This is a genomic window from Fischerella major NIES-592, assembly GCF_001904645.1.
GTDB classification, from domain to species: Bacteria; Cyanobacteriota; Cyanobacteriia; order Cyanobacteriales; family Nostocaceae; genus Fischerella; species Fischerella thermalis.
In genome coordinates this window covers 254168-279327 of sequence record NZ_MRCA01000003.1, presented here as the reverse complement: position 1 = coordinate 279327, position 25160 = coordinate 254168, and the positions used below count along the sequence as shown (strand labels likewise).

The following is a 25160-nucleotide window of genomic DNA, read 5'->3' as shown; positions in this document are numbered from 1 at the left end:
GATTCAGATTAAATAATTCATAATTTGTCTTTCATCCTTTATACTCCAGACTTCATTTATTTAGAGATTAGCAACACTGAAAAAGGGATAAACGATGCGACTGTCACAAATGTTATTCGTTACACTGCGGGATGATCCAGCCGATGCTGAAATCCCCAGTCATAAATTATTACTGCGCGCAGGTTACATTCGTCGCATCGGTAGCGGTGTTTACGCATATTTGCCATTGATGTGGCGGGTACTGCAAAAAGTTTCTCAAATTGTGCGGGAAGAAATGAACGCCACAGGGGCCCAGGAATGTCTCTTACCCCAATTACAACCAGCAGAACTATGGCGTGAATCTGGTAGATGGGATACCTACACTAAAGCTGAGGGTATTATGTTCGCCCTCACTGATCGCCGTGAACAAGAATTAGCATTAGGACCGACTCACGAGGAAGTGATCACGATGATCGCTCGTGATATGATTCACTCCTATCGGCAACTACCACTGCACTTGTATCAAATTCAAACGAAGTTTCGTGATGAGATTCGTCCCCGTTTTGGTTTGATGCGCGGACGAGAATTCATTATGAAAGATGGCTATTCTTTCCATACTGATGAAGAAAGCTTAAAAAAAACTTACCAGGATATGTACCAAGCCTATAGCAATATGCTGCGGCGTTCTGGTTTGAGTTTTCGTGCTGTAGAAGCTGACTCTGGGGCGATTGGTGGTACTGGTTCCACAGAATTTATGGTTTTGGCAGAAGCTGGCGAAGATGAAGTCCTCTATACCGAAGATGGACAGTACGCCGCTAATGTGGAAAAAGCTGTTTCTCTACCTGCTGATGCGGAAAATTCCCCGTTTACAAGTTATGAAAAACGGGAAACTCCGGGAACTGAGACAATTGAAAAACTTTGTGATTTCCTCAAATGTTCTCCGACTCAAGTTGTGAAAAATGTTCTCTACCAGGCACTATACGATAACAACACAACGGTTTTGGTACTAGTGAGTGTTCGGGGTGATCAGGAAGTTAACGAAGTCAAGTTACAAAATGAGTTGACAAAATTAGCTTCTGAATATGGTGGAAATGCAGTTTTGAAGTTAATAGTACCTGATGCAGATGCCCAGAAAAAATGGGCGGCGAAACCTTTACCTTTGGGTTATGTTGCGCCTGATATTGCCGATGATTATATTCAATCTACTAAAGATGTTGCACCGAAATTTTTGCGTTTGGCAGATAAAACCGTCGTTGATTTAAAGAACTTTGTCACGGGTGCGAATGAATCTGGCTATCACGTAGTTGGTGCGAATTGGCAAAAGCAATTTAAATTACCAAAAGCAATAGTAGATATACGCAAAGCCAGATCAGGCGATCGCGCCATACATAACCCCGAACAAATCTTAAAGAGTGCCCGGGGGATTGAAGTCGGGCATATTTTCCAGTTGGGTACAAAATACTCAATTGCAATGGGAGCAACTTATACCAATGAACAGGGAGAAGAAAAACCACTTGTGATGGGTTGTTACGGTGTAGGAGTGTCACGCTTGGCACAAGCGGCAGTAGAGCAATCTTACGATAAAGACGGGATTATTTGGCCTGTCGCGATCGCACCTTATCACGCCATTGTCACAGTTCCCAACATCAACGACGCTCAACAACTAGAAATCGCCGAACAACTTTACACAGAACTCAATCAAGCTGGAATTGAAACCCTCCTCGATGATCGCAACGAACGAGCAGGAGTAAAATTCAAGGATGCAGATTTGATTGGCATACCCTACAGAATTGTCACAGGAAGAGCGATCGCCAATGGCAAAGTCGAAGTAGTCGAAAGAAAAAGCCGCAATTCTCAGGAAATCCCCATCACGGAAGTTGTATCTACTCTTAAAGGGTGGATCTCGCAAGCAGTAAGTTAGGAACTAGGGATAGGGGGGACAAAGACGACAACGAGGACAACAAAGAAATTTTTCTCCCCACCAGGGGCCCCGAGTTCCCCACCTCCCTACCTCCCCATTGCCCCATCACCCCCAATTCCCTTCAAAATAATAAAATGGAATTTCTGACAATCCTCATATCTAGCCTATTGGGTGTAGTTGCTCCTGTAGGAGTGGTAATTGATCAGACTGCTGAAAATACCATCCGTTCACAGTTTTCAACAGTGGAACAACTACAAGTAAGAGTCGATAATGCTCCTAGTTATCAATTACTGCAAGGTAAGGTGGAAAGAGTGTTAATTGCAGGACGTTCTTTGCAATTAAAACAACAAGATTTCCGCATCGCAGTTTTGGAATTGGAGACCGATAAAATAGAATTTGATCCAACTAGTTTGAGGCAAAACTTACCCAAATTAAAACAACCTTTACAGGCTGGAGTACGTTTAGTTGTAACAGAGCAAGATATCAATAAACTTTTACAATCACCACAATTTCTGAAGCAGCTGCAAGAATTGAATAAAGGGAATTTTTCTGCTCTTGAGTTTACCGAAGCCTCTAGTTTCGCTAACCCTAAGGTAGAATTTTTACCCAATAATCGCTTTAGTTTCCAGGTAGAGTTACAAAACGAGCAGGAGGTAATACCCCTTTTAATTAAAATCAATTCTGGGTTAAATATAGTTGGTGGCAGACAATTTCAACTAGTAGATCCAAAAGTATCATTAGATGGACAAGAGTTTCCAACAGAATTTCTCAATATGATTATTAGTAACATAAATCAACAATTAGATTTACGTAATTTGGAAGGTGACGGAGTACAAATGCGAATTCTAAAATGGAATATGAAACCAGGGAAATTAGAAATGGCAGCATTTGTAAGGTTAGAACCATCTTCTAAGTTTTTGGAAACTCGTCGTTAGTAAGTCTCGTCGTTAACCAAACTTCTCTTCAAATAAATAGTATCAAGAGCTTAAGGAAGGTTTTGCATATGAGTCAACAACAAGGATCGAAACGGGTTTCTTCTGGTGTTATAGCAGCAATTTCAGCAGCAGTTGTGTTGGTAGGAGGGGGGGTAGGCTGGTTAACTTGGAATTCTAATCAGGACACCAATCCTACACCATCAGAACGCCTTGTACCAGGGAATCCACCCCAGGTAGGAAATGAACAAACTACCCAAATTTATTGGTTACAAGATACTGGCACAAATTTTAAATTGGTTCCTCAATCAGTTCAAGTGCAAGCAAATCGTAACCAACCCAACCAATTTTTAACAGCAGCATTCCAACGTTTATTAGAAGGACCTACAGAAGGAAGTAGTGGTTCGAGTACAATTCCTCAGGGAACAAAATTGCTGGGTGTAGATGTTCAAGGTGATACTGTCCGTGTCAATCTATCTGGAGAATTTACCAGTGGCGGTGGTAGCACTTCTATGCAAGGGCGTATTGGTCAAATTGTTTACACCGCCACTAGTTTAAATCCGAACGCCAAAGTGTATATTGATGTAGACGGCAAACAACTAGATGTATTGGGTGGCGAAGGTTTGGAGTTGGAACAACCACTGACACGTCAAAACTTTAAGGAAAATTTTCAACTTTAATCGTGTAGTCATTGGTCATTGGTCATTGGTCATTGGAAAAATGCTAATAGTATGAACGTGCTTTATTCAGCTTTGTTTTGGGTAGAGCAAAGGAAAAATGACTAATGACAAAAGACAAATGACTAATGACTAAATTACTTAGTATTCAATACACGAAAACTCCGGGCTTGTTGTTCTAACCTACTGGCAAGGCGATCGCAAACTCGGTTACACAATTCAAAAATCATATCATCTTCCACCCGATAGTAGGCACAAGTTCCTTCGCTACGACGGCTAAGAATCCCCGCTTGCCACATCACCTTCAGGTGCTTTGATACATTTGCTTGTGACGTTTGGGTTGCCTCTACCAACTCTTGTACGCATTTTTCTTCATCCCGCAATAAATGCAGCAATCGCAGGCGCATTGGTTCACTCAACAGGCTGAAGTATTCAGCTACTTGTTGCACAACTTCTGGCGGTACAGGCAACGTTTGTTTCATCAGGATTGTCCCGGAAGAACTGAACTGAGAAATTTTACAACTTTAGACATCAGTTATATACATTAATACTTAATCTGGATTAATTCGCATCAAAGGCTGACCATATTCTACAGGTTCACCATTTTGAACCAGAATTTCAACCACTTGCCCGGATACTTCCGCTTCAATTTCATTCATTAGCTTCATGGCTTCAATAATACACACAGTTTGACCGCTACGGATGCGATCGCCTACTTCTACAAATGGTGGCTCACCTGGTGCAGGGGCACGATAAAATGTTCCCACCATTGGGGAAGTAACATCTGTAAATTTTTTTTGCTCAAGTGGTGAGGGAGTAGCTGATGATTTTACACCTGTACTCGTAGGAGTATCAACTGTACTGTTTGTAGTTGCATCTGTTGTTGGAGTAGATGCTACTGATGGCATTGCGCTCACAAGCGGTAATCCAGCACCAGTAGCAGCGCTTGGAGTTGCTACTGGTGCTGGTAAAACTCCAGCAGTAGCCGTAACAGCTTTACGTATTGTGATTTCAAAATCGTTGCTTTTGAGTGCTACTTCTACAATGTCTGTTTTAGCGATGGTTTCTAACAATTGACGAATTTCATTAAAGTCCAATGGCACAGCTTTGATTACCTCAATAATGCGTTAAAAAAGGCAGAGGGCAGAAGGCAGAAGGCAGAAGGCAGAAATTTCATAAATATCATTTTTTATTACCAATTACCCATTACCAATTACCCATTACCAATTACCAAGTTTTTCAGTACGTTTTGGTGTATGCAGTTGATGACGAGTGTACTGGTAGATAGGCTTTTTGGTAAAGATAAATATTAAGCGAGGCAGGGATGGAAATCCCCGCTAGGGATAGAAATATAGATTTCCATCTTTGCTGAGTTATAATTTACTCCCTGCCCAGGTATGTGTCATTACGGGTGTCAATACGGATGCGCTCTCCTTGGCTAATAAATAGAGGAACCATCACAACTGCACCAGTTTCCAGTATTGCAGGTTTACTGCCACCAGTAGCTGTGTCACCTTTGACACCAGGATCAGTTTGCACCACTTCTAATACTACAGAGTTAGGTAGTTCAACTTCTAGTACTTGATCACCCCAACGGACGACATTAGCTTCCATACCTTCTTTAAGATATTTAACGCGATCGCCAATTTGGGCTGCACTTAATCTACCTTCTTCATAGGTTTCCATATCCATAAAAACGTATTCATCACCGTCTTTATAGGTATGCTGCATCGTGCTTTTTTCCAGAGTCGCTTGTGGTACAGTTTCCCCGGCGCGGAATGTCCTTTCTACCACGCTTCCACTCTGGACATTTTTTAATTTTGTTCGCACAAAGGCGGAACCTTTTCCAGGCTTAACGTGGAGGAATTCCACAACTCGCCATACAGATCCATCTAAAACAATTGAGACACCAGGTCGAAAGTCGTTACTGGAGATCATGAAGCTTTCAAAGTTTGGAAGACAATCGGCATTTATTGTACCCCTCAAAGGGAGAAATTAGTCATTAAGTCATAAAAGAAGGATGAAGGATGAAGGGTAGGAATTTTCACTTAGTGATTAACAAGGTGCGATCGCTCGATATTGTGTTGGTGGTGTGCGATCATATATCCTGATGTGAGTGTAGCTCCTTTTTACTAAGGTTTATAATCCCAAACAGTAGCGAACCGCAGCTTCCACTTCCAGCATCTTAGCCTCAGAAATCTTTCCAGCAACTTCATTAGAAAAGCGATTTGCATCTAGAGAACGAATTTGAAAACAAAGGAATACCGTTTCTATAGGTAATCCAGACTCACTAGGAGAGACTCGCACATTAGTTGGATAATCCTGTTTAATACTTGTTCCTTTTGTGCCTACAACTACAGTCACGACTAAGGGTAGTTGGTTAATAGCATCTATAGATAACACCAAAACAGGTCGTTTTCCCGCCTGTTCTCGTCCTTGTACAGGATTAAGATTGACAAAATAAATCTGTCCACGCTCAATGCTCACAGCTTTTCTAAACCATCCATTTCAGTGATCATAAAGTCCTCGTTGATAGAAGCAATTTCTGCTTGTATATCTAAATCTCTGGCCATTGCAGCTAGTTGTTCGTTCATATATTTAGCATCATTCAATTTACCTGCTGTGTGCTTTCTTTCTTCCACTTGTTTTGTAATGCGTTCTAATAGCCATTCTTGTTCTTCTAAAGACAAAGCACGGATTGAACGCTCTATTTCCAGTAAATGATGTGATACCATATTTCCTCTTTGTTTTGTGTGAGTTAGGTTTTTGTAAATATTTTAGTGACAAAACTATCACCACTCAGCTACTGCGGCTGAAAAACACAGCAGCCGCAATAATTAAACCTAACAGTGCTAAAGGAACCCAAAGATTGGGAAGATCATTAAAACTCATAAAAAAATCAAAAATTAAATTACAACTATTTGCTGCGTCACCATCTCTGAATCGAGAAATAATAGAAATAGAGCAAAGAGTATCAAAAATATGGCGTTGCTGAATCTGGTCATGAATTATGTTTGTATACATTTTTGTAGAGACGTAGCATTGCTACGTCTCTACATATCCGTGAATTGTAAATTCATATCTTGATTCAGCAATGCCAAAAATATGTTAGTCTCCACTTCTGCCTGTTGTGCCGCGATTCTCAGACAGCAACAACAGGAAAATATTCATCACCATAAACAGTGTGCTAAAGTCCCACTTAACTGTGAGCAAAGTACGACTTCTAAAAAATGCACCGTTGTTGAAAATGGTCGCGTTGTAGTGACAACAGTTAACAGTGAACAGATAACAGTGAACAGAAAACTGATAACCGATAACTGATAACTGTATTACTATAAAGGCACGACATCGTGGAAGTAATTGTAGTCGATGTAGCGATGTCCATCAGAAGTGTGGTAAAAAATATCTACAAATTGGTTGTTCCACAAAATTTCATGAGCAGCGTAGGTTTGACGGGCGTGAAGAAGCTGTGCAACTGTTTCATCAATTCCACTGAGGGAAACCACGATTGAAGTTTTTGTTGCTACCAATGATTCTGGTGTCATCCCATATAAAGGACTTAACTCATCAATTGGATGCATAGCCGTCCAACTCAGCGTGAAACTTGGTGTCTGATTCCTCAGCAAATTGAGTTCGTGAAATCGACGTATAAATTGACCTTCGGTTGTCACTTCATCGCGCATCAAGTAAACCCGTAACTGCGCTTCCAAAATCTGGTTGCGGCGCTTGTTTGCGGCGCGAAACATGAGAGTAGGTACACCATTGTGAGGCGCAATTACTGCTACCCGGCTAAAAATGACACGGGCTGTAGGTCGAGAGAAACGGGCAAATGCTAAACCAGTCAGTACCGCAATTCCCACCAAACCCATCATTGCTTCAATAGTGACAATAATATTAGCATAGGTTGTTTTAGGAAACATTGCCCCGTAGCCAATAGATGCCAGAGTTTGGACGCTAAAGAAAAAGGCATCGAGAAAAGACCCAGGTCTAGCGTTAGCAATACAATCTCCCCCTGCCAGGTAAGCTAAGGCAAACAAGGCATTAGTAGTTAAATAAAATAGAGCAATTAACCCCAAAAAGCCAGGCCAGGGAATTGTCAAAAGCAAATGGTAAGGATCACGCCAGTAGGAATACCAAACATTCATGCCCAAGACTTCAAACCGTCCATCCTGGATTTTGATGTGGACTTTTGGAAGTAAAGGCTGTAGTGGCTTCTGAGACCGTTTTTTTTGCCGAACTAATCTCACAATGTACCGTTATCCTGTTATCTCTTGCTTGAAACGAGGATGTTCTCACTTTAAATCAGAATCTTCTCACTTGAAATGAAAATGTTTTCACTTGAAACACGAAACTTCTCGTTCCATTCCCCTTTTTTGATGATACAAATACATCCTTAGGAGCGTACGACTGTGAGCCTGTACAGTGGTTAATGGTTATAAGAAGGCTGGCTATCAACCATGAATTCCCAACACCCAACACCCAACAACCAACAAAGAATCCAAATTTCGCAAGTTGTAGTGACAGCACAACAGATGCGTGAGATTGAAGCGCGTATCTTTGCAGCAGGTATGCCTGTAGCGGCTTTGATGGAAAAGGTAGCAGGACTGATTGCCCGTCGTATTCAGGTGCTTTATCTTTCTGAAGACGCGGAGACAGAAAATTTCTCTGTGTCTGTGCGTCCACACAAAGTCGGAATTCTTGTCGGTCCCGGTCATAATGGTGGGGATGCTTTGGTTGTTGCCCGTGAATTGTACTTTCGGGGTTATGCTGTCTATATATATAGTCCTTTTGCCAAACTCAAAGAATTAACTTCACAACATTTGCAGTATGCTCAGAGTCTGGGTATTCCCTGTTATCAATCTATTGAGGACTTGCCAAAGTGTGATTTGTTGGTTGATGGATTGTTTGGATTTGGGTTAGAAAGAGAACTCCAAGACCCTATTGCTAGTGCTATTAATCAGTTAAATCACAAGTCTGTGCCTATTATTAGTATCGATATGCCGTCTGGTTTGCATACAGATACTGGCGAAGTTTTAGGAACTGCTATCCGTGCTAGCCACACTTTTTGTCTGGGTTTGTGGAAATTGGGTTTATTACAAGACCAGGCTTTAGAATATGTAGGCAAAGCAGAGTTAATCGATTTTGATATTCCTTGGGCGGATGTGGAAGCAGTGCTGGGAGAAACACCCAGGATTAAACGTGTAACAAAAGATAGTGTGTTTTCAACTGTGCCTCTACCGCGTCCTGCTGTCACCCATAAGTACAAAGAAGGACATCTATTATTAATTTGCGGTTCGCGTCGCTATGCTGGAGGTGCGATTTTAACTGGATTGGGAGCAAGGGCAAGTGGAGTTGGTATGTTGTCGATCGCTGTGCCAGAATCTCTCAAACCTATCTTGGTTAGTCATTTGCCAGAAGCGTTGATTGTCGGATGTCCAGAGACACAAACAGGTGCGATCGCTCAATTACAATTACCAGAAAACACAGACTTAAATTCCTTTGATGCGATCGCCTGTGGCCCCGGTTTAACCAAAGATGCTAGCCCAATTGTTCAACAGGTGTTAGAAAGCACAATCCCTCTAGTGCTTGATGCTGATGGTTTAAATATTCTGGCGGAAATGGGAACCCCCCCTAATCCCCCCCTTACTAAGGGGGGGACAAAAGGGGGAATACGACAAGCATTAACAGTACTTACACCCCATACAGGCGAGTTCCAACGCTTATTTCCTGATTTACCAGATGCCAAACACAATAGAATCGAAGCAGTGCGAGAAGCAGCAGCCCAAAGCGGGGCAGTAGTATTGTTGAAAGGAGCAAGAACAGCGATCGCCAATTCCGAAGGTGCAGTATGGATTGTTCCCGAAAGTACTCCAGCGTTGGCGCGGGGTGGTAGTGGTGACGTGTTAACTGGATTAATGGGTGGATTAATTGCTCAGGCTGTCACCCATCAAATACCTGCCGAAGATATGGTAGCAGCAGCTGCTTGGTGGCACGCTCAAGCCGGAATTTTAGCAGCCCAAGAACGCACAGAATTAGGAGTTGATGCATTTACATTGACTCAGTATTTAATTAAATTTCTAAGTCTGATCAATAAACCTCTTGCATGAATCCTAAAAACCCCCTCAATCCTGACGCTACGTATATACACATTTCTAAAAATCCCCCCATTTACGGGGAGGGTTAGGATAGGGTAAACAGATATTTGTGCAAGAACTTTAATCTCCTTGGGGACACTCTTCCCACAAAGTTGTAATTTCCCGCAAACTCTGATGATTGCCATTACCTAAAATTAAATGATCAAGCAGGGGAATACCTAAAAATTTGGCTCCTGCTAGTAACTGGCGAGTGAGTTCGATGTCTTCGCTACTGGGTTCGATGTTACCAGAAGGGTGGTTATGGGCAACTATTAACCGTGTTGCACCTTGACGAATCACTTCTCGAAAAATCTCACGGGGAGGTGCGAGGGTTTCGGTTGCAGTTCCTATAGTAATGACTTGCGTTCCCAGTAAGCGATTTTTTACATCTAATAACAGAACTGCAAAACGTTCCTGGTTTTGCCACATCAAATCTTGACTGAGAGCAGCCGCCGCTGCTGCTGGGCTATCTATAACTGCACGATCCGCAGGGCGCGATTGAAAGGCGCGTTTGCCCAATTCAATGGCTGCTAAAATTGTTGTTGCTTTGGCTGGACCAATACCAGGTATTTGCATGAGTTCAGCAGCGCTAATATCTCGTAGAACTGCTAAAGGTTCGCGATCGCATTTACTCAATTCATGTAATATGTATTGTCCCAAACCCACCGCAGAAAGTTTTCCCGGGCCTTGACCAGTGCCAAGCAAAATTGCTATTAATTCTGCTGTGGATAGAACTTTTGCACCATGAGCCAATAAGCGCTCCCGTGGACGCTCAGTCTCTGGCATATCAGCAATTCTTAGGCAATAGGTCATAGCTCAAGAGAATAAAAACAAAGGAGGATATATACTCTAGTTATCCCCTGTAAGCTCTCAAAATCTATGCCTTTTTGATAAAATATTCAAGATTTTGGTGTTTAAAATTGATTGTTCGATGTTTGTTGTTTAGCACAAGCCATCTAGATTTTAGATTTTGGATTGACCCTAGAGATAAATCTGGAGGCTTGTACTCTGTTGAGAATGATTGATCAATAACCACCAACCACCAACCAACTTATTGATAAATCTGTGTTGCTTTTAATATGTGGTAGGTAGTGAGAAGTTGAGTGATCGCTAGGGGGTAACTCTGGATTGTTTCGCCAGTAGTACCAGCAACTTTGCCGATCTCTGGGTTAACTTCGCGATTACATACATTCTTTAAATAAGGCATATCAGAACAAATCAAATGTTCGAGTTTGTTGACTTGTTCTAGAGTTGCATGACCGTCTACTTCTAGCACATCCACTGGTTTACCCATGTCGCGGTCTAATCCCAAACGGATGGCAGACACAGTGTTATCACAAAAATCAAGAATTTTGGTAAAGTCTGGATGAGGAATTGTTGGACGTAGTACCAAACGCACGTTTAAATGTCCATTGGTGTTATTAATATCATCGCTAGGTGGATAAAAACTCACTACTATATCTGACCATTGCCGTTGCGGGCGGATAAACTGTTCTGAGTCGGGTTCTCGCTTCTCTAGTTCTGCCAAAACTTGTTCTTCTGTGTAACCACGCTTTTGGGTATCTCGCTTGACTTTCCAATTGGCGCGGATTGATTCAGGGGGTGCAAGGTAAACTTTTACATCATAGCAATCGCGAGCAGCACGGGTAGAATAGCCGAGTAATCCTTCTACAATTACAAATTTGTTGGGTTTAACATACACTGGAGCTTCAAAAGTACCAGTTGTATGGCTGTAAACTGGCTTGAGAATAGGTTGCCCAGTCCGTAACAGCGATAGATGCTGCTGCATGATATCGAGATGGTTGCAGTCGGGATGGAGAGCCGTAATACCAATTTCTGCACGTTGCTTGCGATCGTACTTATGGTAATCATCTGTACAGATGATTGTGACATTTTCTGGACCGAGTACCTGAGCAATTCCTCTTGTCAGCGTAGTTTTGCCAGCAGCGCTATCACCAACAATACCAAGAATAATTGGACGGCTCATGATTTCTTCCCCCTGAAGATAGCTCTTACAATAAAATGCAATTTTAAATTGTATTCCAGTTTACTAATTCTAGAAATGAATTAAAGATAACTCAAGGTCTCGAACAGATGTTCTGATCAAAGTGAGTCAAGAAATATTGACTTCATTACTTGTAATCAAGCTTACTTACTCTTTAAAACGATTTGTATATATTTTTGTCAATAAGTTATGACAAATGGCCGAGAACTAGTTTCCACCTGCATTGGTATTACTCAACATATAAATCTAAAAACTCTGTGTTTCTTATTTCTCAGTTAAATTTGGTAACGAGGGTTCGGGCGATTGCAACTAGCGATCGCACAGCAAAGGCAAGGCGGTGGTAGAACAGAGGCTTTCCGGCGAGAAACGACCGCAAGGTGATGATGTTAACTCTTTTGTAATGATGTACCTGCTAGGTAAGAATTATTATTGAAAGCATCCTTGTTTAATAAATTAAATTAACTTTGTTAATAAACTCTTAATATCTAGTTATTAATCACACAGTAAGATTTTTAGTATCTACATTCATAGATATCACTGTTGTTGAGCCAGTGAGTGTATGGTAATGGTGTTAATTCTACAAGTAAAAAATTTTATTAAAACAATCCTGCCAAAACCTGTAGTTGATAGAATTCAGGGTTTTCTTGCCCAGATTTCAATTAGTCGGCTCCGGGGATTTAATTTACATCTCAATACCCCTGATCGCTATGTACTAGAAGATATTATTATCCCATATTTGCTTGAACGCAATGAATTTTATAAAATTCTCTTTATTGGTTGTGATTGGTTTACTAAACCTTACAATAACTACTTTAAAAATAAAGAATACTGGACTATAGAAATTGATGAAAAGAGAAAAAAATATGGTTCCAAAAGGCACATTGTTGATTCACTTTTGAACCTCAGCAATCATTTTACTAATGATTATTTGGATGTGATAGTTTATAACGGAGTTTTCGGATGGGGCATCAATAGCAGGGAAGATACTGAAACTTCTTTTCAGCAATGCTTTCAATGCCTGCGACCAGGAGGAATTTTAGTCTTCGGATGGAATGATATTCCTGAAGCAAAGCCTTTTCCTGTAATTGAAGAATGTCAAACCTTACAACAATTTGAACCTTATTTTTTCAGTCCTTTATCTACTGTACAATACTCAGTACCTGATAAATCGAATGATCAGAAGTTTGCGCATGTGTTTAACTTTTATATAAAGCCTTTGTCTGACTAAATATCAAAATTTGTATAAATAGAGCTAAATATCGAGTTCTTGCAACAGGTTGGCACGACTTGAAAAATTTTTATCAGTGTCTGATGACAAAAGCACCAGAAGTTAGGACATGAGCCAGGCTCATAGCAGAAAAAATGCTGTCGTACAGGTTGTGCTGCGATCACATCTACACTGAGTCAATGATAAATGCGTTAGTAGTTCATATACAATTGCTCACATAGGTAAGTGCGATCGCGCTCCTAAGCACTAAGCAATTGACTTCAATTTGTATTGACATCCTCACAAGTTTTACAATACTCGCAGATAATTTTTAAACGATTGGTGTATTTTTTGTAATGACTAGCTCCACAGATATTGCTACCTTAGCCCGCCTGATGGCAGCAGACTTTAGCAATCAAGAACAAGCTTTTGAAAACCCACCTTTTTATGCTCATATCCGTGTGTGTATGCGTCCCCTCCCCTTAGAATTGCTATCAGGGGTAAGTTTTTTTGTTGAGCAAGCTTATGACTACATGCTCAATGATCCCTATCGTATGCGGGTATTGAAGTTACTAACGACACAGAAGCACATCATTATCGAAAACTACACTGTTAAAGAAGAACAAAGATTCTACGGTGCATCTCGTAACATCGAACGTCTGAAAACGCTAAACGCTGATGATTTGGAAAAATTACCAGGCTGCAACATGATTGTAGAGTGGACTGGTAACAGCTTCAAAGGTAAGGTAGAGCCAGGAAAAGCGTGTATCGTCTTTCGTAAAGGTCACAAAACCTACCTTGATAGTGAGTTTGAGATTAACGAAGAAAAATTTATTAGCCTGGATCGGGGACGTGATCCAGAAACAGATGAACATATTTGGGGATCTGTCGCTGGACCATTTCATTTTGTTCGTTGGCAGAGTTTTGCAGATGAAGTGAAAGTGTAAAGTAACCACCACCAACCGCCAAGCGGTATGGTGGGTAATTTAAGAAATTACATAATTATGAACATTATTTACCTTGCCATAATCTAACTTAACTATGTGATCTGATAAATAGAAATATTGCTCATCATGAGTAACTACTATTACAGTTTTGCCTTTATTCTTCAACTCAAATAATATCTGCGTATAAAAAATATTTTTAAATATAGGATCTTGGTCAGAAGCCCATTCATCAAATACATAAATAGGTCGATCTTCTAAATAAGCAGTTAATAAAGCTAGACGTTTTCGCTGTCCTTGAGACAATGAGGTAGTAGAAATTCTACCACTTTTAACTTGAACTTTTTTGTCGAGTTGTAATTTAACCAAATAGTCATAAATTTGCTCGTCAGCAATAGTTTTACCTAAATTCAAGTAATTATCGAATAGATAAAAATCAGAGAATACAACTGAAAAATTTTGGCGGAACCACTCTTGATTTTCTTTAGTTACTAATTTGCCATTGAGATAAATTTTTCCACTTTCAGGAATATACAAACCAGTTATCAATTTTACGAGAGTAGACTTACCACTACCATTACCACCGACGATAAAAACAATTTCACCACCCGCAATAGTAAAATCGATTGGCCCAAGAGTAAAAACTGTATCTTCTTGGTCTTGATGATAAGTATGAGTTACGCTTAAAAGTTCTAAACGCCGACAAAAATTATCTGCTTCAATTCCAGTCATCAAATTGCTATCGCGGTAGTAATTTGACAATAACAACTTGAGAGAGTCTACATTACTCAAAGCAACTGTAGCTTTACTTAAGCTAGGAATAGCACTCATAATATAGTCTAAAGGTGAGAGCAGGTAGAGAATAGTCAGTGCATATCCAGATAAAATATAGGTAGGAACGACCTGGAGATTAGGCAGGATAAAAATCACTAACCCAACAACTACAAAGAATAAAATATTTCCCCAACTAGCAGCCGTCGCAAATATAGTCATTGCAACTACATTTTTACGTCGAAATAATTGTGCAGTTTCTCTAAGTTCTTGCTTTATAAATGTTTGTCGTCGCTGATAGTGAAGCTTAAGTTCTTTTGTCCCCTCAGTTATGCTGCGAAAATGATTAAATAATTGGTCTTCTTGCTGACGAGCTAAGGTAAAAAATGAGGTTGCCTTTTGTGCTAACTGTTGATAGCTAAAGATTCCTAGTAATAAAGAAATAAACACCAGAAAAAATATCGTTGGAGATAACCAAAACAAATAAAAAAGGCAACTGACTACAATGGCAATATCAATACACAATGTAGGAATCATGTAAACTGTGTTAGAAATTGAGAAAACATCATCCGTTAGTGTAGCTAAGATGCGATGCTTTCCTAAACTTTCTAAATGATATAGTGGTGCAGCTAAAATTCTCTCACTTAAGATAATTCGTAATTCTAAAATTGCTTTTTCTGCCAGATTTATTAACAAATATTTAGAAATTATATTAGTAATAAATCTCAGAAAACAAAGGCTGATAAAACTCCAAATGAGTGTATTTATCAGTGGATAATGATTGATTTGAGCGTTGACTGTAACAAGTAATCCGGCTGTACTAACCCCACTTAATAATCCGATGATAGCAGCAAGAGCCAGGATTTTCCAAGAAGAGCGTAACAGCAAAGTTATCAAGTTCATATTAACTCTTTCGTCATAGATAGTCTTGCTGTTTATATATAGAGGTTGACGATCGCAGTGTCGATACAGAAAAGTTAAGGAAATAGGGAGGAAAATGACTTAACTTATAAACTCAATTAATGAATAGGGCAGGTAGAAAGGAGATTTAAGTAGGTTGGTAACGACTCAAAATCCCTAACTAATCTGTATCGACTATTGAAACCCCAAATTTTATAAAGATAAAAGTAAAGATTTTCAATCAAAGTTGATTTTATGAACTCTGAACTAGACGTTATCGTCATTGGGGCTGGTTTTTGCGGTATTACTATAGCTGCAAGTTTAAAAAATTTTGGGATTAATAATTTTATTGTGATAGAGAAGGGAGAAACTGTCGCAACTATCTGGAAAAATGCCTACGAACGATTAGTTACTCAAAATCCTTATTTTACTCTACCTTTCTTTGAGGGCAAGAGAAAATATTCCGCGTTTAAGACCAAAGATGAAATGGTGGAGTATTTGACAGAATATGCAGATCATTTTCAGGTTTATTCGTATATTCGTTTTGGTGAGGAGGTACAAAGTATTACCAAGATTTATAATCAAAATCAAACAGATTATCATTGGCAGATACAAACAACTAAAGACATTCTATACAGCAAGATTATTGTTATATGTACTGGACTAAATAATGAACCTGTGATACCAAACTTTTTTGCGCAAGAATATTTTACAGGGAGAATTATTCATAGTAGTGCCTATAAAAACGGTATTTCTTATCGAAATCAGAAAATTTTAGTTGTTGGTTCGGGAAATTCAGCAGCAGAAATAGCACTTGATTTATATGAACACGGTGCTGCGCGTGTAGATATGTTAATTCGTGGTAAACGTTGGGTATTTCCTCTTTATCCGAGACTGCGATCGCTACAATATTTGTTATGGCGAAGCAGGTCATACTTTAAACAGTTGTTTAATCAAAATACAACAGATACGAGAATAGAAGCTATGGAGAGAGCCATAGACTTTTCTCCAGAAGAATTGCAAGCAGACATCAAGGAAACTGATAAATTTATTCAGCGTTTTGCTTTAGATTTGAGTGCTTACTCTATCTATCCAGAAGATAAAGGACCAATAGATATGGAAGTTAATCAGGGTCGTGTCGCGTGGGTAGACAGAGGTACTGTCAAACAAATTCAAAAAGGAAATATTCAAGTAATCTCTAGTTGCATTCAGCAACTCACAAAAACAGGCGTAATTTTTGCCAATGGCATATCACAAGATTACGATGCGATTATTTTAGGTACTGGCTTTCGCCCTGGTATTAATAAAATATTGAGACAGCCTGAATTATATCTTAATGAGAACGATAGATTATTACCAAAAACAGATGGTAAATGCCAATCTATTGTTGATCCTACACTTTACTTTGTAGGCTTTGAGAAAATTGTGGGTGCATCCGCAACTTATGGATATTACGGCTGGTGTACAGGTAAAAGAATCGCCTTGCAATTGCTGGAAAGCCAATTTTCGTCGCGTCAACAATATAATATTTTACTCTAATAGTCTGTCTAAGTCAAGTTAAACTTGTTCGTAGTAAGGACTTTAGTTCTTATTTTCTAAGCAGAAAATGCTTATATCGTTTTACATTAAAGATACACATTATTTAATATTGATGTTGCGTAACGCTACAAGATTATTCGCTTCGTTGAAAGATTGTTAGAGCGTTACACACCCTACGTTTATGTGCAAGCTCATTGTAAATTGATATTACTACAAACTTATAATTATTTTTGATGTTATAAAAGTTAAGTTTCGAGTTAAGTTAGCTTCCAGTTTGAATTCCTTAATTTTTCTGTATCGACTGTTTTATTTGCAGGTTATATAAAGATAACAGAACATCTGAAATCAAGGAGTTGAACTGATGAATCGTGTAATGAATTCTATGAACAATATGCGCTGGAACAGAATTTTCACCATTGCTTTACCAATCAGCATATTGCTATTTACACAAGCTTGTGCGCCACGAAGAATTTTGAGTGATAGTGTCAATCCTTCTAATCCTACATCATCTATTGCCCAGAGTCCTGTTAAATCTCCACTCAATCGTGGTGGTAATTAAATTTGTCTAATCTTCTGGTATAAGCAAGATTAATCTGTCATCAAAAATTTACGGAAATTTAAATCTCCCGAGTATTTTGTCTAAATTTATAGAACTTACATTTGCAAATTTTGTGTAAGTGTAAGTTCTTTTCTTCATTCTGTTTAGCTAACCGAAAAAACAGAAAACCCGTATTTTGAACAGTTTTGCATCACCTGAACTAATAACTAGGAGAAAAATATGCAACCCCAATGGGACAACTATTTGCAAACATACGCTAACAAAGCTTATCAGTACACAACTCTGGTAGAACATACAGGGGTATTGATATCCTTGGCGATGGATAGCGATCGCCGAATATATTACACTGTTCTCGATCAGCAAGATGACCCCAATCCAATTGATGCCAGAAATTGGTCGCCTACACCCCAAGAATTGATTTTTCCCAACGAAATTACCCAAGTTGGTTTTGCTATTCTTGCCAACAAAGTTTTACCAACTGTTAGAAGTAATGGTCAAGCTGCTCGCAATTTTTCCGAAATCGATTTATTCCGTTCAACAACCGCAAGACTAACAGCAGATGCGCCGTTTCAAGCATTGAGTGATGGACAATATATTTACCTGTTCCGTCAGTCGATTAATGGCAATCATCCTGATAACGTTACTATGACAAATCCTGATGGACAAACACCCATTCCGATTGTCGATCAAACCCTGCTAGTAGACAGATTCATCCTCGCTGGTACACAACTAAAAACAGCGAGAGAAGTCCGCTATCGTCGCAGTCGCCATAAAATTCTCAAAAGTAGTGCAAAAGATACTCTCGGCGCCACAGATATGGATAATCGTCCATTTTTTGAACCAACTATGGAGTTAGGTTTTGTCGAGAATTTGGTAGATGGGCGGTTTACGGTTTTGCAAGTCCCAACGGGTATTCCTGATATTAAACGTTGGCAGATATTTGTCCATAATCAACAGACTAACAGAATTGATGCTTACAATATTGAACGTTCTGCTGATGGATTTTTCAATACTCAAGGTACAGAAAGTCCAGATGGGTTTGCGAAGATGGGTTATGCAGAATCAGCTATAAAGCTAAATGCAGATACCTATATAGCAGGTAAAGCACAAGTCCTCAACAAACAAAAGTTTAATATTTCCGCTTGGATTAAACCAGAAACTACTGGTGTAATCTACTCAGAAGGAACACCAGCCGCAGTTTTCCAAATTAGCTTGGTAGAAACTCAGTTAAATACTGATGGACAATTGCTTCCTGGTTACGGTATTCAGGTAACCGCTAACTCCAAGACAGTGACTTCTGCGGCTAGTGTAATCAAAATGGGGCAATGGAATCATATTAGTATTTCTCTGGCTCCGGCTCCAGATGGCATCAATGCACCTGCAAATTCTGGCGTGGTGACAATTCAGGTAGGGGATGCAGTTGTTAACGGTGAAGGGGAAGAGAATCAATATTTATTGTTTCCCACGACTACTGAAACGACAACTTACATGGTTGTTGGTAAAAATGTCGGTTCGTTGTACGGTGGTTCCCAACCTGCTTTACCTATTGTTGCAACTGTTGATGAATTATCGATTTGGGGACGGGAACGTTCAGAACTGGAAGTTAGAGAAACGAAAAAGTTCCGCAAGGCGGGGAATGAACCAGGTTTACTTACTTATTGGCAATTTGACGAAGGAAACGGTACAACTGTTTACGATCGCACAGACACACTCAACAATGGTATTGTCGAAGGAGAAGCCGAGTGGGTACAATCTGACGCACCTGTAGGCGATAATCCAGGTATTCAACGGACGAGTTTTGGATTTGATGAACGCACTGTGGCAGGTAAAGGTATCTCTGCTATGTTGTATTATCAGCAAGAGGAACTACCTTCAGGACATGATGGCACACCTGCACCCATCAAGCAAAATGCCCGTGTGTTAGTTGCGGTAGCCACAGCCCATGAAAATGATGACAATAAAAAAATAGCTGTCCTGGACTTTGCTGTTAGTAAACGGGGTCGTTTATCGCAAATTCCCGACAATATCAATCTACCGTTGATAGACACAACGACAAAAGACCCGAATACCTTTATCAACCAAATCATTCAATTAGAACAAACTGAAATTCCCAATACCCAACGGGAAATTGACTCTCTCAATCAAGAAATTGCTAATCAACAAGCAGTGATCCAAAGATTAATTACAGAGAGGAAAAACAGTGAACTAGGGAGAGTAAATCTAAATCAAAGCCGGGGTATTACAGGATATTCTGGCCATAGATTTACAGGTGTTAGACAAAGATTACAAATAGGCGAACATCCAACATTACCAATTGGAATTAACTCGGTAAAACCAGATCCAGGTACTTATGTTCTGCTATATAGGGAACCAAACTTCCGAGGTTTTCCACGGGCAGTGTATGAGGAAGATAGTAGATTAGGCGGCACTTATTTTCTGATTAATTACATGAGTGCGAGGGTGCTTCATACGGAGAGTTTTCAGAATCAAGTGAATGCTTACAACTTGCGAATCGAGGCTATCAACCAACACATTACCAACATTCAAACGGTAATTATTCCTAACTTAAATAAGCAGGTGACTGCACAAACAGAACATCTGCAACACCTCAAAGCCCAACTAGCAGATTTACGCACCCAACTGCAAGGTAAATTTGCTTTCCCCATGCGCTTAATTCATATTGACCCCAATGGTTTAAATGTAGTAGGTGGATTGTTAGATTTTGCTTGGACAAATGATGCACCGCAATTATTTGAAAGTGCTAATGGAATGTTGCGGTTGTATTTCCGGGGTGATGCAGACCAATTTTTTGCTGTTAGTTACAACACCAATGTTGCCCGTGCTAGCATTTTACTTTCTAATAGTGTGCAACTACGGGAACGTTCTCCAGGGTTGGGACGCAGGGAAGTGAAAGTGATTATGGCTAGTGATGCCAATCCTGATACTACTACGGTGAAGATTACCGATGGGGAAGATGCCAATACTTGCAATGTCACTTTAGAAAATAGCTTGCTGCAAATTACCGAAACTTGGCAACGAGTCCCCCGCAACCCGATGGGATTGGCAAGAGTGCTGAGTGGACAGGCGCGGGATGTGGTTTATCTCGGTCGCTTGGGTGCAGATGTCACAGGCAAAGTTGATAGAATTACCCTGGCGGAACCTGCGACGCAACGCTACGAACAAGGTGCAACCTTGGTAATTGGTGCAGGAACTCTCACCTTAAGGAAAGCGATCGCACCTGGCGAAAAAGAAGTTAGCATTAGCGAAATTACCTTTACAGGCACTTTACCTGCGGGTACAACCATCAACTTGGTTGAATACGATTATGACACTTACAGCAGCTTCAGCAACACAGGCGAGCTGATGAATGCTCCTTATAATCTCAAATTTGGTTCGGTTTTGGTAGAAGTAACTGGGGTATCCAACACAGGTAACATTGAAAATCTTGCTACCCGTCTCCTGACTGGCTTATCTCAACCCAACGCTTGGATTTCCGATACCCCAGGAAATGCGCTGCAAATTCGCAGTGGACATTTAAGCGGCGATGCTAGCGAGTTATCAAATCAAGGCGACATTTCTCTAGAAGCTTGGATTCGTCCTGATAAAGAAATCTCTCGTAACATCACTTGGATTGTCTCCCAAAATTCGCCCACATCCAGATATTCTTTAGGCGTTCAAGGAAAGCCTGTAAATTCTGCTTTGCGATTCAATGGACAAAGTGACTATATCCAAGCCGCTAACCTTAACTTGGCGAATCAATCCTTTACCATCGAATTTTGGACTAGACGAGATTCCGCCAACCTCAACGCTTTCTTCTCCGCAGTTCTCACCCAAGGAAGACCTACCAATAATAACCAACTGCACTTCGGTTTCCGTCAAAATGGAGTCTTTTCCTTCGCCTTCTTTGGCAATGATTTGAATACACCAAATGGTGTCGCAAACGATACCAATTGGCATCACTGGGCTTGTACTTATGATGCCCAAAGCCGCAAACGGATTATTTACAAAGATGGAGAAATGGTAGTAGAAGATATTGCCACAGCCGCTTACCAAGGTACAGGGGCATTACTGATTGGGGTGATTGAGAACCCTTCCCGACAGTTTTATTTCCAAGGTGCCCTTGATGAAATCCGGGTTTGGGGTAAAGTACGTAGCCAAACAGAAATAAATGACACCAAAAATTGTCGTTTAGATGGCAACGAAGCAGGATTGCGGGCATACTATCACTTTGAAGATGGCACAGCAAGCGATCGCACTGGTAACGCCAGCAATGATGGGCAAATTTTCGGCAGTCTAGCCAAAGTAGAATCAGGACTCACCGCCTACAACGTTGTCGCTGGGGTGAGAGACCGCTACCTCACCACCACCGAACCGATGTGGACAACTACTTGGGAACACGTCGCCGCCACTTACGCCGAAGCCTATGCTTTAAGATTCAATGGTGTCGATAATTACCTAGACTGTGGTAATCAAGTTGGTTTAGGGGTAGACAACGAACTCACAATTGAAATGACTGTCACTCTACCTAACAACAATCAAATGTTTCACCCCTTGTTGCAAAAAGGTAGAATTGGCAGAGACAACCCCGAACTGACTGCTTGGCTATACGTCAGACGCGATTCGGCGACAAACTACAGCCTGTGCTTTGGTTATGAAGATAATCAACAACCACGCCTAATCATTGCCTCTGTTAACGCACCTACCCCTGGTATTCCGGTGAACATCGCCGTCACAGGTACACAAACTGACAATGGTTACACAGTTAACTTGTACTGGAACAGACAATTACGCAGAACTGAAACTATCTCAGGTAGCGGCAAACCAGTAAGCAGTTTACAACCCTTAGAAGTAGGTAGGTGTAATGGTATACCTCAAGGTACAAGAATTGTTAATGGTTATCCCCGTTATCTGTTGGGAACCATCAGCAGCTTGCGGGTGTGGAACCGTGCTTTAAGTATGAGCGAATTGCACCAAACTAATAGCGATCGCAATAAATTAGCCGGTGAGTGGCGCATTAACGAAGGTTCCGGTAACGCTACCGCCAATTTAATCGGTAATGATGAAGCCAGAATCATCGGTGCGACTTGGGTTGCTGACCCTGCACCCACAGCTACCAGATTAGATTTATACATCAACGGTATCCCAGCCCAGATTGCCCCTCTCAATGCTGTCACCTTGCCACAAAATCAATTTACTGTGGGTCGAGATTTCCGGGGAGCAATTGATGAAGTCCTCATCTGGAAACAGTTCCGTACCCAAGAACAAATTCTCGATAACCTGTTTGGACAACTCAAAGGCGAACGAGAAAACCTGCTAGCTTACTACGAATTTGAATCCGATCCGACAACCGCAGGTAAAGTCACCACCGTCAACGACAGCAGCTTACGAGGAAACCACCTCACAGCTAGCAACAATGCCGATATTCAGCATACCTTCTCCCGCGCACCACTTTCTGATGACATACCTTTAGTGAGGAATGCGTTAGGTAGTGTCAGGAACAGATACCAAAGTCATATTACCAGCCGTCCTGCGATCGCCGAATACGCAGACATCCAAACCGCTAACAACGGCGAAATTACCGGAGTTCACAAACGCTGTTACGCTTTCATTCAAGACAGCCATTGGTATTTGCTCACAGGCTACAAAGTCGGTAACTTAATTACCGAATGGATTAGTCAAGTCCAATTTGACCCCCAAATCAAAGGTTTCATCGAAGGTGCGCCCCCCGTTCCCTCGGAAAACCTCACCGCCGGACCAATTGATGATTCCTCACGCGATTACGTTGATACTACTTCTGTAGAGTTTGTCGAAGCAGATAGCGTTTCCTACACCATTGCAGCCAGTAAAGACACTAGTTTCACCTCCTCCTTTGAAGCATCCATAACTGGCGAAGTGAGTCAAAATATCGATGGTGTGGTTGCTCCTTTGGGTTTCGGTATTATCACTAGAGATATTGTTGCTGGTGGTATTAAATTAGGTGCTTCAACCAAATTAGACACCGAGTTGAAATGGTCGAGTAACCAGCAACAAACTAACATCACCAATGTCAACAAAATGACCACCGTCGGCTTAGGTGGTGCGTGGGAAGATCCAAATATTGACCGACGGCTAAATAAAGCCATGCCTCGCCGTTACCAACCCTCCAACGTCGGCTTTGCCCTAGTGGAATCGGAAACTGCTGATATGTATGCCATCCGCCTATCATATAACCGCGCCCTAGTCGCTTTCCGTATAGTTCCCAATCCCAATATTCCCAAGGATACCAACATCATTCCTTTCCCCATCAATCCTCGTTATACCAAACAAGGCACCCTCGATGGTGCTGTGGGATACGACCAAAACGGCAAGGTATTAGATCCCGATTATCCTGAAGCTATCAACTACGGCGAGTACAGCTACTTCAAACCCAGCGAAGCTTACGCCCTGCGTCAACGCATTCAAGCCGAAGAAACCCGCTTGCGTACCTACTACGAAGACTTCCGCACCACACCCCCCGGTGCAACAGGTGTTTTAGCAGGAGGACTCACAGGTGCGATCGCCGGAGCCTCAGTTGCCGGAGCAGCTGCACCCTTTGTCGCCGCCGCCGGAATTGCTGCCGGTGGTTTAATCGATGCTTTAACTTCCAACAACGATTTACCAGAGCAATACAGTAAACGTAACTTAGTCAACAGCTACATTTGGACAGCAGACGGTGGACTCTTTGCTGAATCTACAGAAACCACAGATATACAGCAAGAATCTACCAGTGGGGCTTATAATTTCACAGGTAACGCCACCTTTAGTGCTGCCGCCACCGGTGAAGTAGTTGGTATCAGTTTAAACGTAGAAACTAAAGCATCTTTTGGTGGTAGTTTAAACCTCACCAAATCCAAAACCAAAGAAGCCAGCCAATCGTTTAGAATCGACTTAACAAATAACACCCAAGGCGATTTACAGAGATTTAGGCTAGATGAAAGAGGTAACTTAGTACGAGATGAAGCTGGTCGTCCCATACGGGAATATGATGCTAATGGTAATCCTTTGGATGCTCCCGGTAAAGTCAACGCCTATCGCTTCTTGAGCTTCTACCTCACCCCAGATACTCAAAATTACGATGCTTTCTTTAATGAGGTTGTCGATCCCATCTGGTTAGAGGAAAATAATTCACCCAATGCTCAAGCACTCCGCCAAGCACGACAACCCCAAGGCGGCCCCGCTTGCTGGCGCATCTTCCACCGCGTCACCTTCGTTAGCCGCATCCTCCCAGAATTCCCCGACCCCACAGCACCACCATTAGATAGAGCAATTCAGAATACGGACTTGAGCAGTAGTTACGAATTAATCCGTTTAATTGAGCCATTTGTCCGTAATGCTACGGCTAGCGCTGGCGAATTCGATGCGGCTGTGAGGAATGCAATTCGGGTTTATTTGCCAGAGTTATCCGAGGGTTTAACTCAGGAGGTTGTGTTGGCATTAGCTAATTACTTTGGTGTGGAGGGAGTGAATTAGTTAACGCAATCGAATAAGACATAAAATCTAAGGTGCGTGAGGCTTTTGTCTCACGTACTTTTATGTGAAAAAGAAATTGAAAGCAAGAAAATATTCAGAAAAAT

The 25160-nt window shown here is 41.0% G+C and carries 19 protein-coding genes; 9 read left to right on the top strand and 10 right to left on the bottom strand.

Features of this window, described 5'->3' with window-relative positions; genetic code table 11:
- Positions 1–94: 94 nt before the first annotated feature.
- From proS to NIES592_RS08535, 3 genes are all read left to right on the top strand, one after another.
- The gene (proS, locus tag NIES592_RS08545) at positions 95–1900 is read left to right on the top strand and encodes a proline--tRNA ligase (protein WP_073555492.1); all 1806 of its coding nucleotides are present in this window, start codon (positions 95–97) and stop codon (positions 1898–1900) included.
- A 134-nt stretch (positions 1901–2034) separates the two neighbouring features.
- Positions 2035–2835, top strand: coding sequence for an LmeA family phospholipid-binding protein (locus NIES592_RS08540; RefSeq protein ID WP_062250484.1), 801 nt, complete (start codon positions 2035–2037; stop codon positions 2833–2835).
- 68 nt (positions 2836–2903) lie between these two features.
- Positions 2904–3512, top strand: coding sequence for a GerMN domain-containing protein (locus tag NIES592_RS08535; protein WP_073555491.1), 609 nt, complete (start codon positions 2904–2906; stop codon positions 3510–3512).
- 134 nt (positions 3513–3646) lie between these two features.
- On the opposite strand, the gene NIES592_RS08530 is transcribed toward NIES592_RS08535, so the two are convergent.
- From NIES592_RS08530 to NIES592_RS08495, 7 genes are all read right to left on the bottom strand, one after another.
- Positions 3647–3991, bottom strand: coding sequence for an ArsR/SmtB family transcription factor (locus tag NIES592_RS08530; RefSeq protein WP_009456410.1), 345 nt, complete (start codon positions 3989–3991; stop codon positions 3647–3649).
- Positions 3992–4060: 69 nt separating this feature from the next.
- Complete coding sequence (gene accB / locus NIES592_RS08525) at positions 4061–4612, bottom strand: acetyl-CoA carboxylase biotin carboxyl carrier protein (RefSeq protein ID WP_073555490.1); 552 nt, start codon at positions 4610–4612, stop codon at positions 4061–4063.
- A 277-nt stretch (positions 4613–4889) separates the two neighbouring features.
- Positions 4890–5447, bottom strand: a complete 558-nt coding sequence (gene efp / locus NIES592_RS08520) for an elongation factor P (RefSeq protein ID WP_062245895.1) — start codon at positions 5445–5447, stop codon at positions 4890–4892.
- A 201-nt stretch (positions 5448–5648) separates the two neighbouring features.
- Positions 5649–5996 (bottom strand): type II toxin-antitoxin system PemK/MazF family toxin, encoded by a 348-nt coding sequence (locus NIES592_RS08515; RefSeq protein WP_062245897.1) that lies wholly within the window; start codon positions 5994–5996, stop codon positions 5649–5651.
- Positions 5993–6244 carry a hypothetical protein gene (locus NIES592_RS08510; RefSeq protein ID WP_062245898.1) on the bottom strand — a complete coding sequence of 84 codons (252 nt, stop codon included), beginning with the start codon at positions 6242–6244 and terminating at the stop codon, positions 5993–5995. The genes NIES592_RS08515 and NIES592_RS08510 overlap by 4 nt, the downstream gene beginning before the upstream one ends.
- Positions 6245–6308: 64 nt before the next feature.
- On the bottom strand, positions 6309–6533 hold the full coding sequence (locus NIES592_RS08505) for a hypothetical protein (RefSeq protein ID WP_062245899.1): 225 nt from the start codon (positions 6531–6533) through the stop codon (positions 6309–6311).
- A gap of 308 nt (positions 6534–6841) precedes the next feature.
- Positions 6842–7756 (bottom strand): ion channel, encoded by a 915-nt coding sequence (locus tag NIES592_RS08495; protein WP_073555489.1) that lies wholly within the window; start codon positions 7754–7756, stop codon positions 6842–6844.
- A gap of 210 nt (positions 7757–7966) precedes the next feature.
- On the opposite strand from NIES592_RS08495, the gene NIES592_RS08490 reads away from it, so the two are divergent.
- Positions 7967–9616 carry a bifunctional ADP-dependent NAD(P)H-hydrate dehydratase/NAD(P)H-hydrate epimerase gene (locus tag NIES592_RS08490; RefSeq protein WP_073555488.1) on the top strand — a complete coding sequence of 550 codons (1650 nt, stop codon included), beginning with the start codon at positions 7967–7969 and terminating at the stop codon, positions 9614–9616.
- A 108-nt stretch (positions 9617–9724) separates the two neighbouring features.
- Here the strand turns inward: NIES592_RS08490 and radC are convergent, their stop codons facing one another.
- A complete protein-coding gene (gene radC / locus NIES592_RS08485) occupies positions 9725–10456 on the bottom strand; it encodes a RadC family protein (RefSeq protein ID WP_062245902.1) in 732 nt (243 codons plus the stop codon).
- 238 nt (positions 10457–10694) lie between these two features.
- The gene (locus tag NIES592_RS08480; protein WP_062245903.1) at positions 10695–11630 is read right to left on the bottom strand and encodes a phosphoribulokinase; all 936 of its coding nucleotides are present in this window, start codon (positions 11628–11630) and stop codon (positions 10695–10697) included.
- Between the two features lie 583 nt (positions 11631–12213).
- Between NIES592_RS08480 and NIES592_RS08475 the strand changes: the two genes are divergently transcribed.
- Both NIES592_RS08475 and NIES592_RS08470 read left to right on the top strand, forming a co-directional pair.
- A complete protein-coding gene (locus tag NIES592_RS08475) occupies positions 12214–12876 on the top strand; it encodes a methyltransferase domain-containing protein (protein WP_073555584.1) in 663 nt (220 codons plus the stop codon).
- Between the two features lie 335 nt (positions 12877–13211).
- The gene (locus tag NIES592_RS08470) at positions 13212–13802 is read left to right on the top strand and encodes a chromophore lyase CpcT/CpeT (RefSeq protein WP_009456402.1); all 591 of its coding nucleotides are present in this window, start codon (positions 13212–13214) and stop codon (positions 13800–13802) included.
- 39 nt (positions 13803–13841) lie between these two features.
- Here NIES592_RS08470 and NIES592_RS08465 read toward each other — a convergent pair whose 3' ends face one another.
- Positions 13842–15473 (bottom strand): cyclic peptide export ABC transporter, encoded by a 1632-nt coding sequence (locus NIES592_RS08465; RefSeq protein WP_062245904.1) that lies wholly within the window; start codon positions 15471–15473, stop codon positions 13842–13844.
- A gap of 252 nt (positions 15474–15725) precedes the next feature.
- On the opposite strand from NIES592_RS08465, the gene NIES592_RS08460 reads away from it, so the two are divergent.
- The 3 genes from NIES592_RS08460 to NIES592_RS08450 all read left to right on the top strand — a co-directional run bounded on the left by NIES592_RS08460 (position 15726) and on the right by NIES592_RS08450 (position 25056).
- Entirely contained in the window at positions 15726–17009 is a 1284-nt protein-coding gene (locus NIES592_RS08460) for a flavin-containing monooxygenase (RefSeq protein ID WP_073555487.1), read from the top strand.
- 361 nt (positions 17010–17370) lie between these two features.
- Complete coding sequence (locus NIES592_RS08455; RefSeq protein WP_062245907.1) at positions 17371–17568, top strand: hypothetical protein; 198 nt, start codon at positions 17371–17373, stop codon at positions 17566–17568.
- 219 nt (positions 17569–17787) lie between these two features.
- Positions 17788–25056 carry a LamG-like jellyroll fold domain-containing protein gene (locus NIES592_RS08450; RefSeq protein WP_073555486.1) on the top strand — a complete coding sequence of 2423 codons (7269 nt, stop codon included), beginning with the start codon at positions 17788–17790 and terminating at the stop codon, positions 25054–25056.
- Positions 25057–25160 lie beyond the last annotated feature (104 nt).

Coding starts and splice junctions, on each gene's coding strand:
- NIES592_RS08510 (WP_062245898.1), bottom strand. CDS start 6,244: ATGGTATCACATCATTTACTGGAAATAGAGCGTTCAATCCGTGCTTTG.
- NIES592_RS08460 (WP_073555487.1), top strand. CDS start 15,726: ATGAACTCTGAACTAGACGTTATCGTCATTGGGGCTGGTTTTTGCGGT.
- NIES592_RS08465 (WP_062245904.1), bottom strand. CDS start 15,473: ATGAACTTGATAACTTTGCTGTTACGCTCTTCTTGGAAAATCCTGGCT.
- NIES592_RS08475 (WP_073555584.1), top strand. CDS start 12,214: ATGGTGTTAATTCTACAAGTAAAAAATTTTATTAAAACAATCCTGCCA.
- NIES592_RS08540 (WP_062250484.1), top strand. CDS start 2,035: ATGGAATTTCTGACAATCCTCATATCTAGCCTATTGGGTGTAGTTGCT.
- NIES592_RS08455 (WP_062245907.1), top strand. CDS start 17,371: ATGAATCGTGTAATGAATTCTATGAACAATATGCGCTGGAACAGAATT.
- NIES592_RS08535 (WP_073555491.1), top strand. CDS start 2,904: ATGAGTCAACAACAAGGATCGAAACGGGTTTCTTCTGGTGTTATAGCA.
- NIES592_RS08450 (WP_073555486.1), top strand. CDS start 17,788: ATGCAACCCCAATGGGACAACTATTTGCAAACATACGCTAACAAAGCT.
- NIES592_RS08505 (WP_062245899.1), bottom strand. CDS start 6,533: ATGTATACAAACATAATTCATGACCAGATTCAGCAACGCCATATTTTT.
- efp (WP_062245895.1), bottom strand. CDS start 5,447: ATGATCTCCAGTAACGACTTTCGACCTGGTGTCTCAATTGTTTTAGAT.
- radC (WP_062245902.1), bottom strand. CDS start 10,456: ATGACCTATTGCCTAAGAATTGCTGATATGCCAGAGACTGAGCGTCCA.
- NIES592_RS08490 (WP_073555488.1), top strand. CDS start 7,967: ATGAATTCCCAACACCCAACACCCAACAACCAACAAAGAATCCAAATT.
- NIES592_RS08530 (WP_009456410.1), bottom strand. CDS start 3,991: ATGAAACAAACGTTGCCTGTACCGCCAGAAGTTGTGCAACAAGTAGCT.
- NIES592_RS08470 (WP_009456402.1), top strand. CDS start 13,212: ATGACTAGCTCCACAGATATTGCTACCTTAGCCCGCCTGATGGCAGCA.
- NIES592_RS08480 (WP_062245903.1), bottom strand. CDS start 11,630: ATGAGCCGTCCAATTATTCTTGGTATTGTTGGTGATAGCGCTGCTGGC.
- proS (WP_073555492.1), top strand. CDS start 95: ATGCGACTGTCACAAATGTTATTCGTTACACTGCGGGATGATCCAGCC.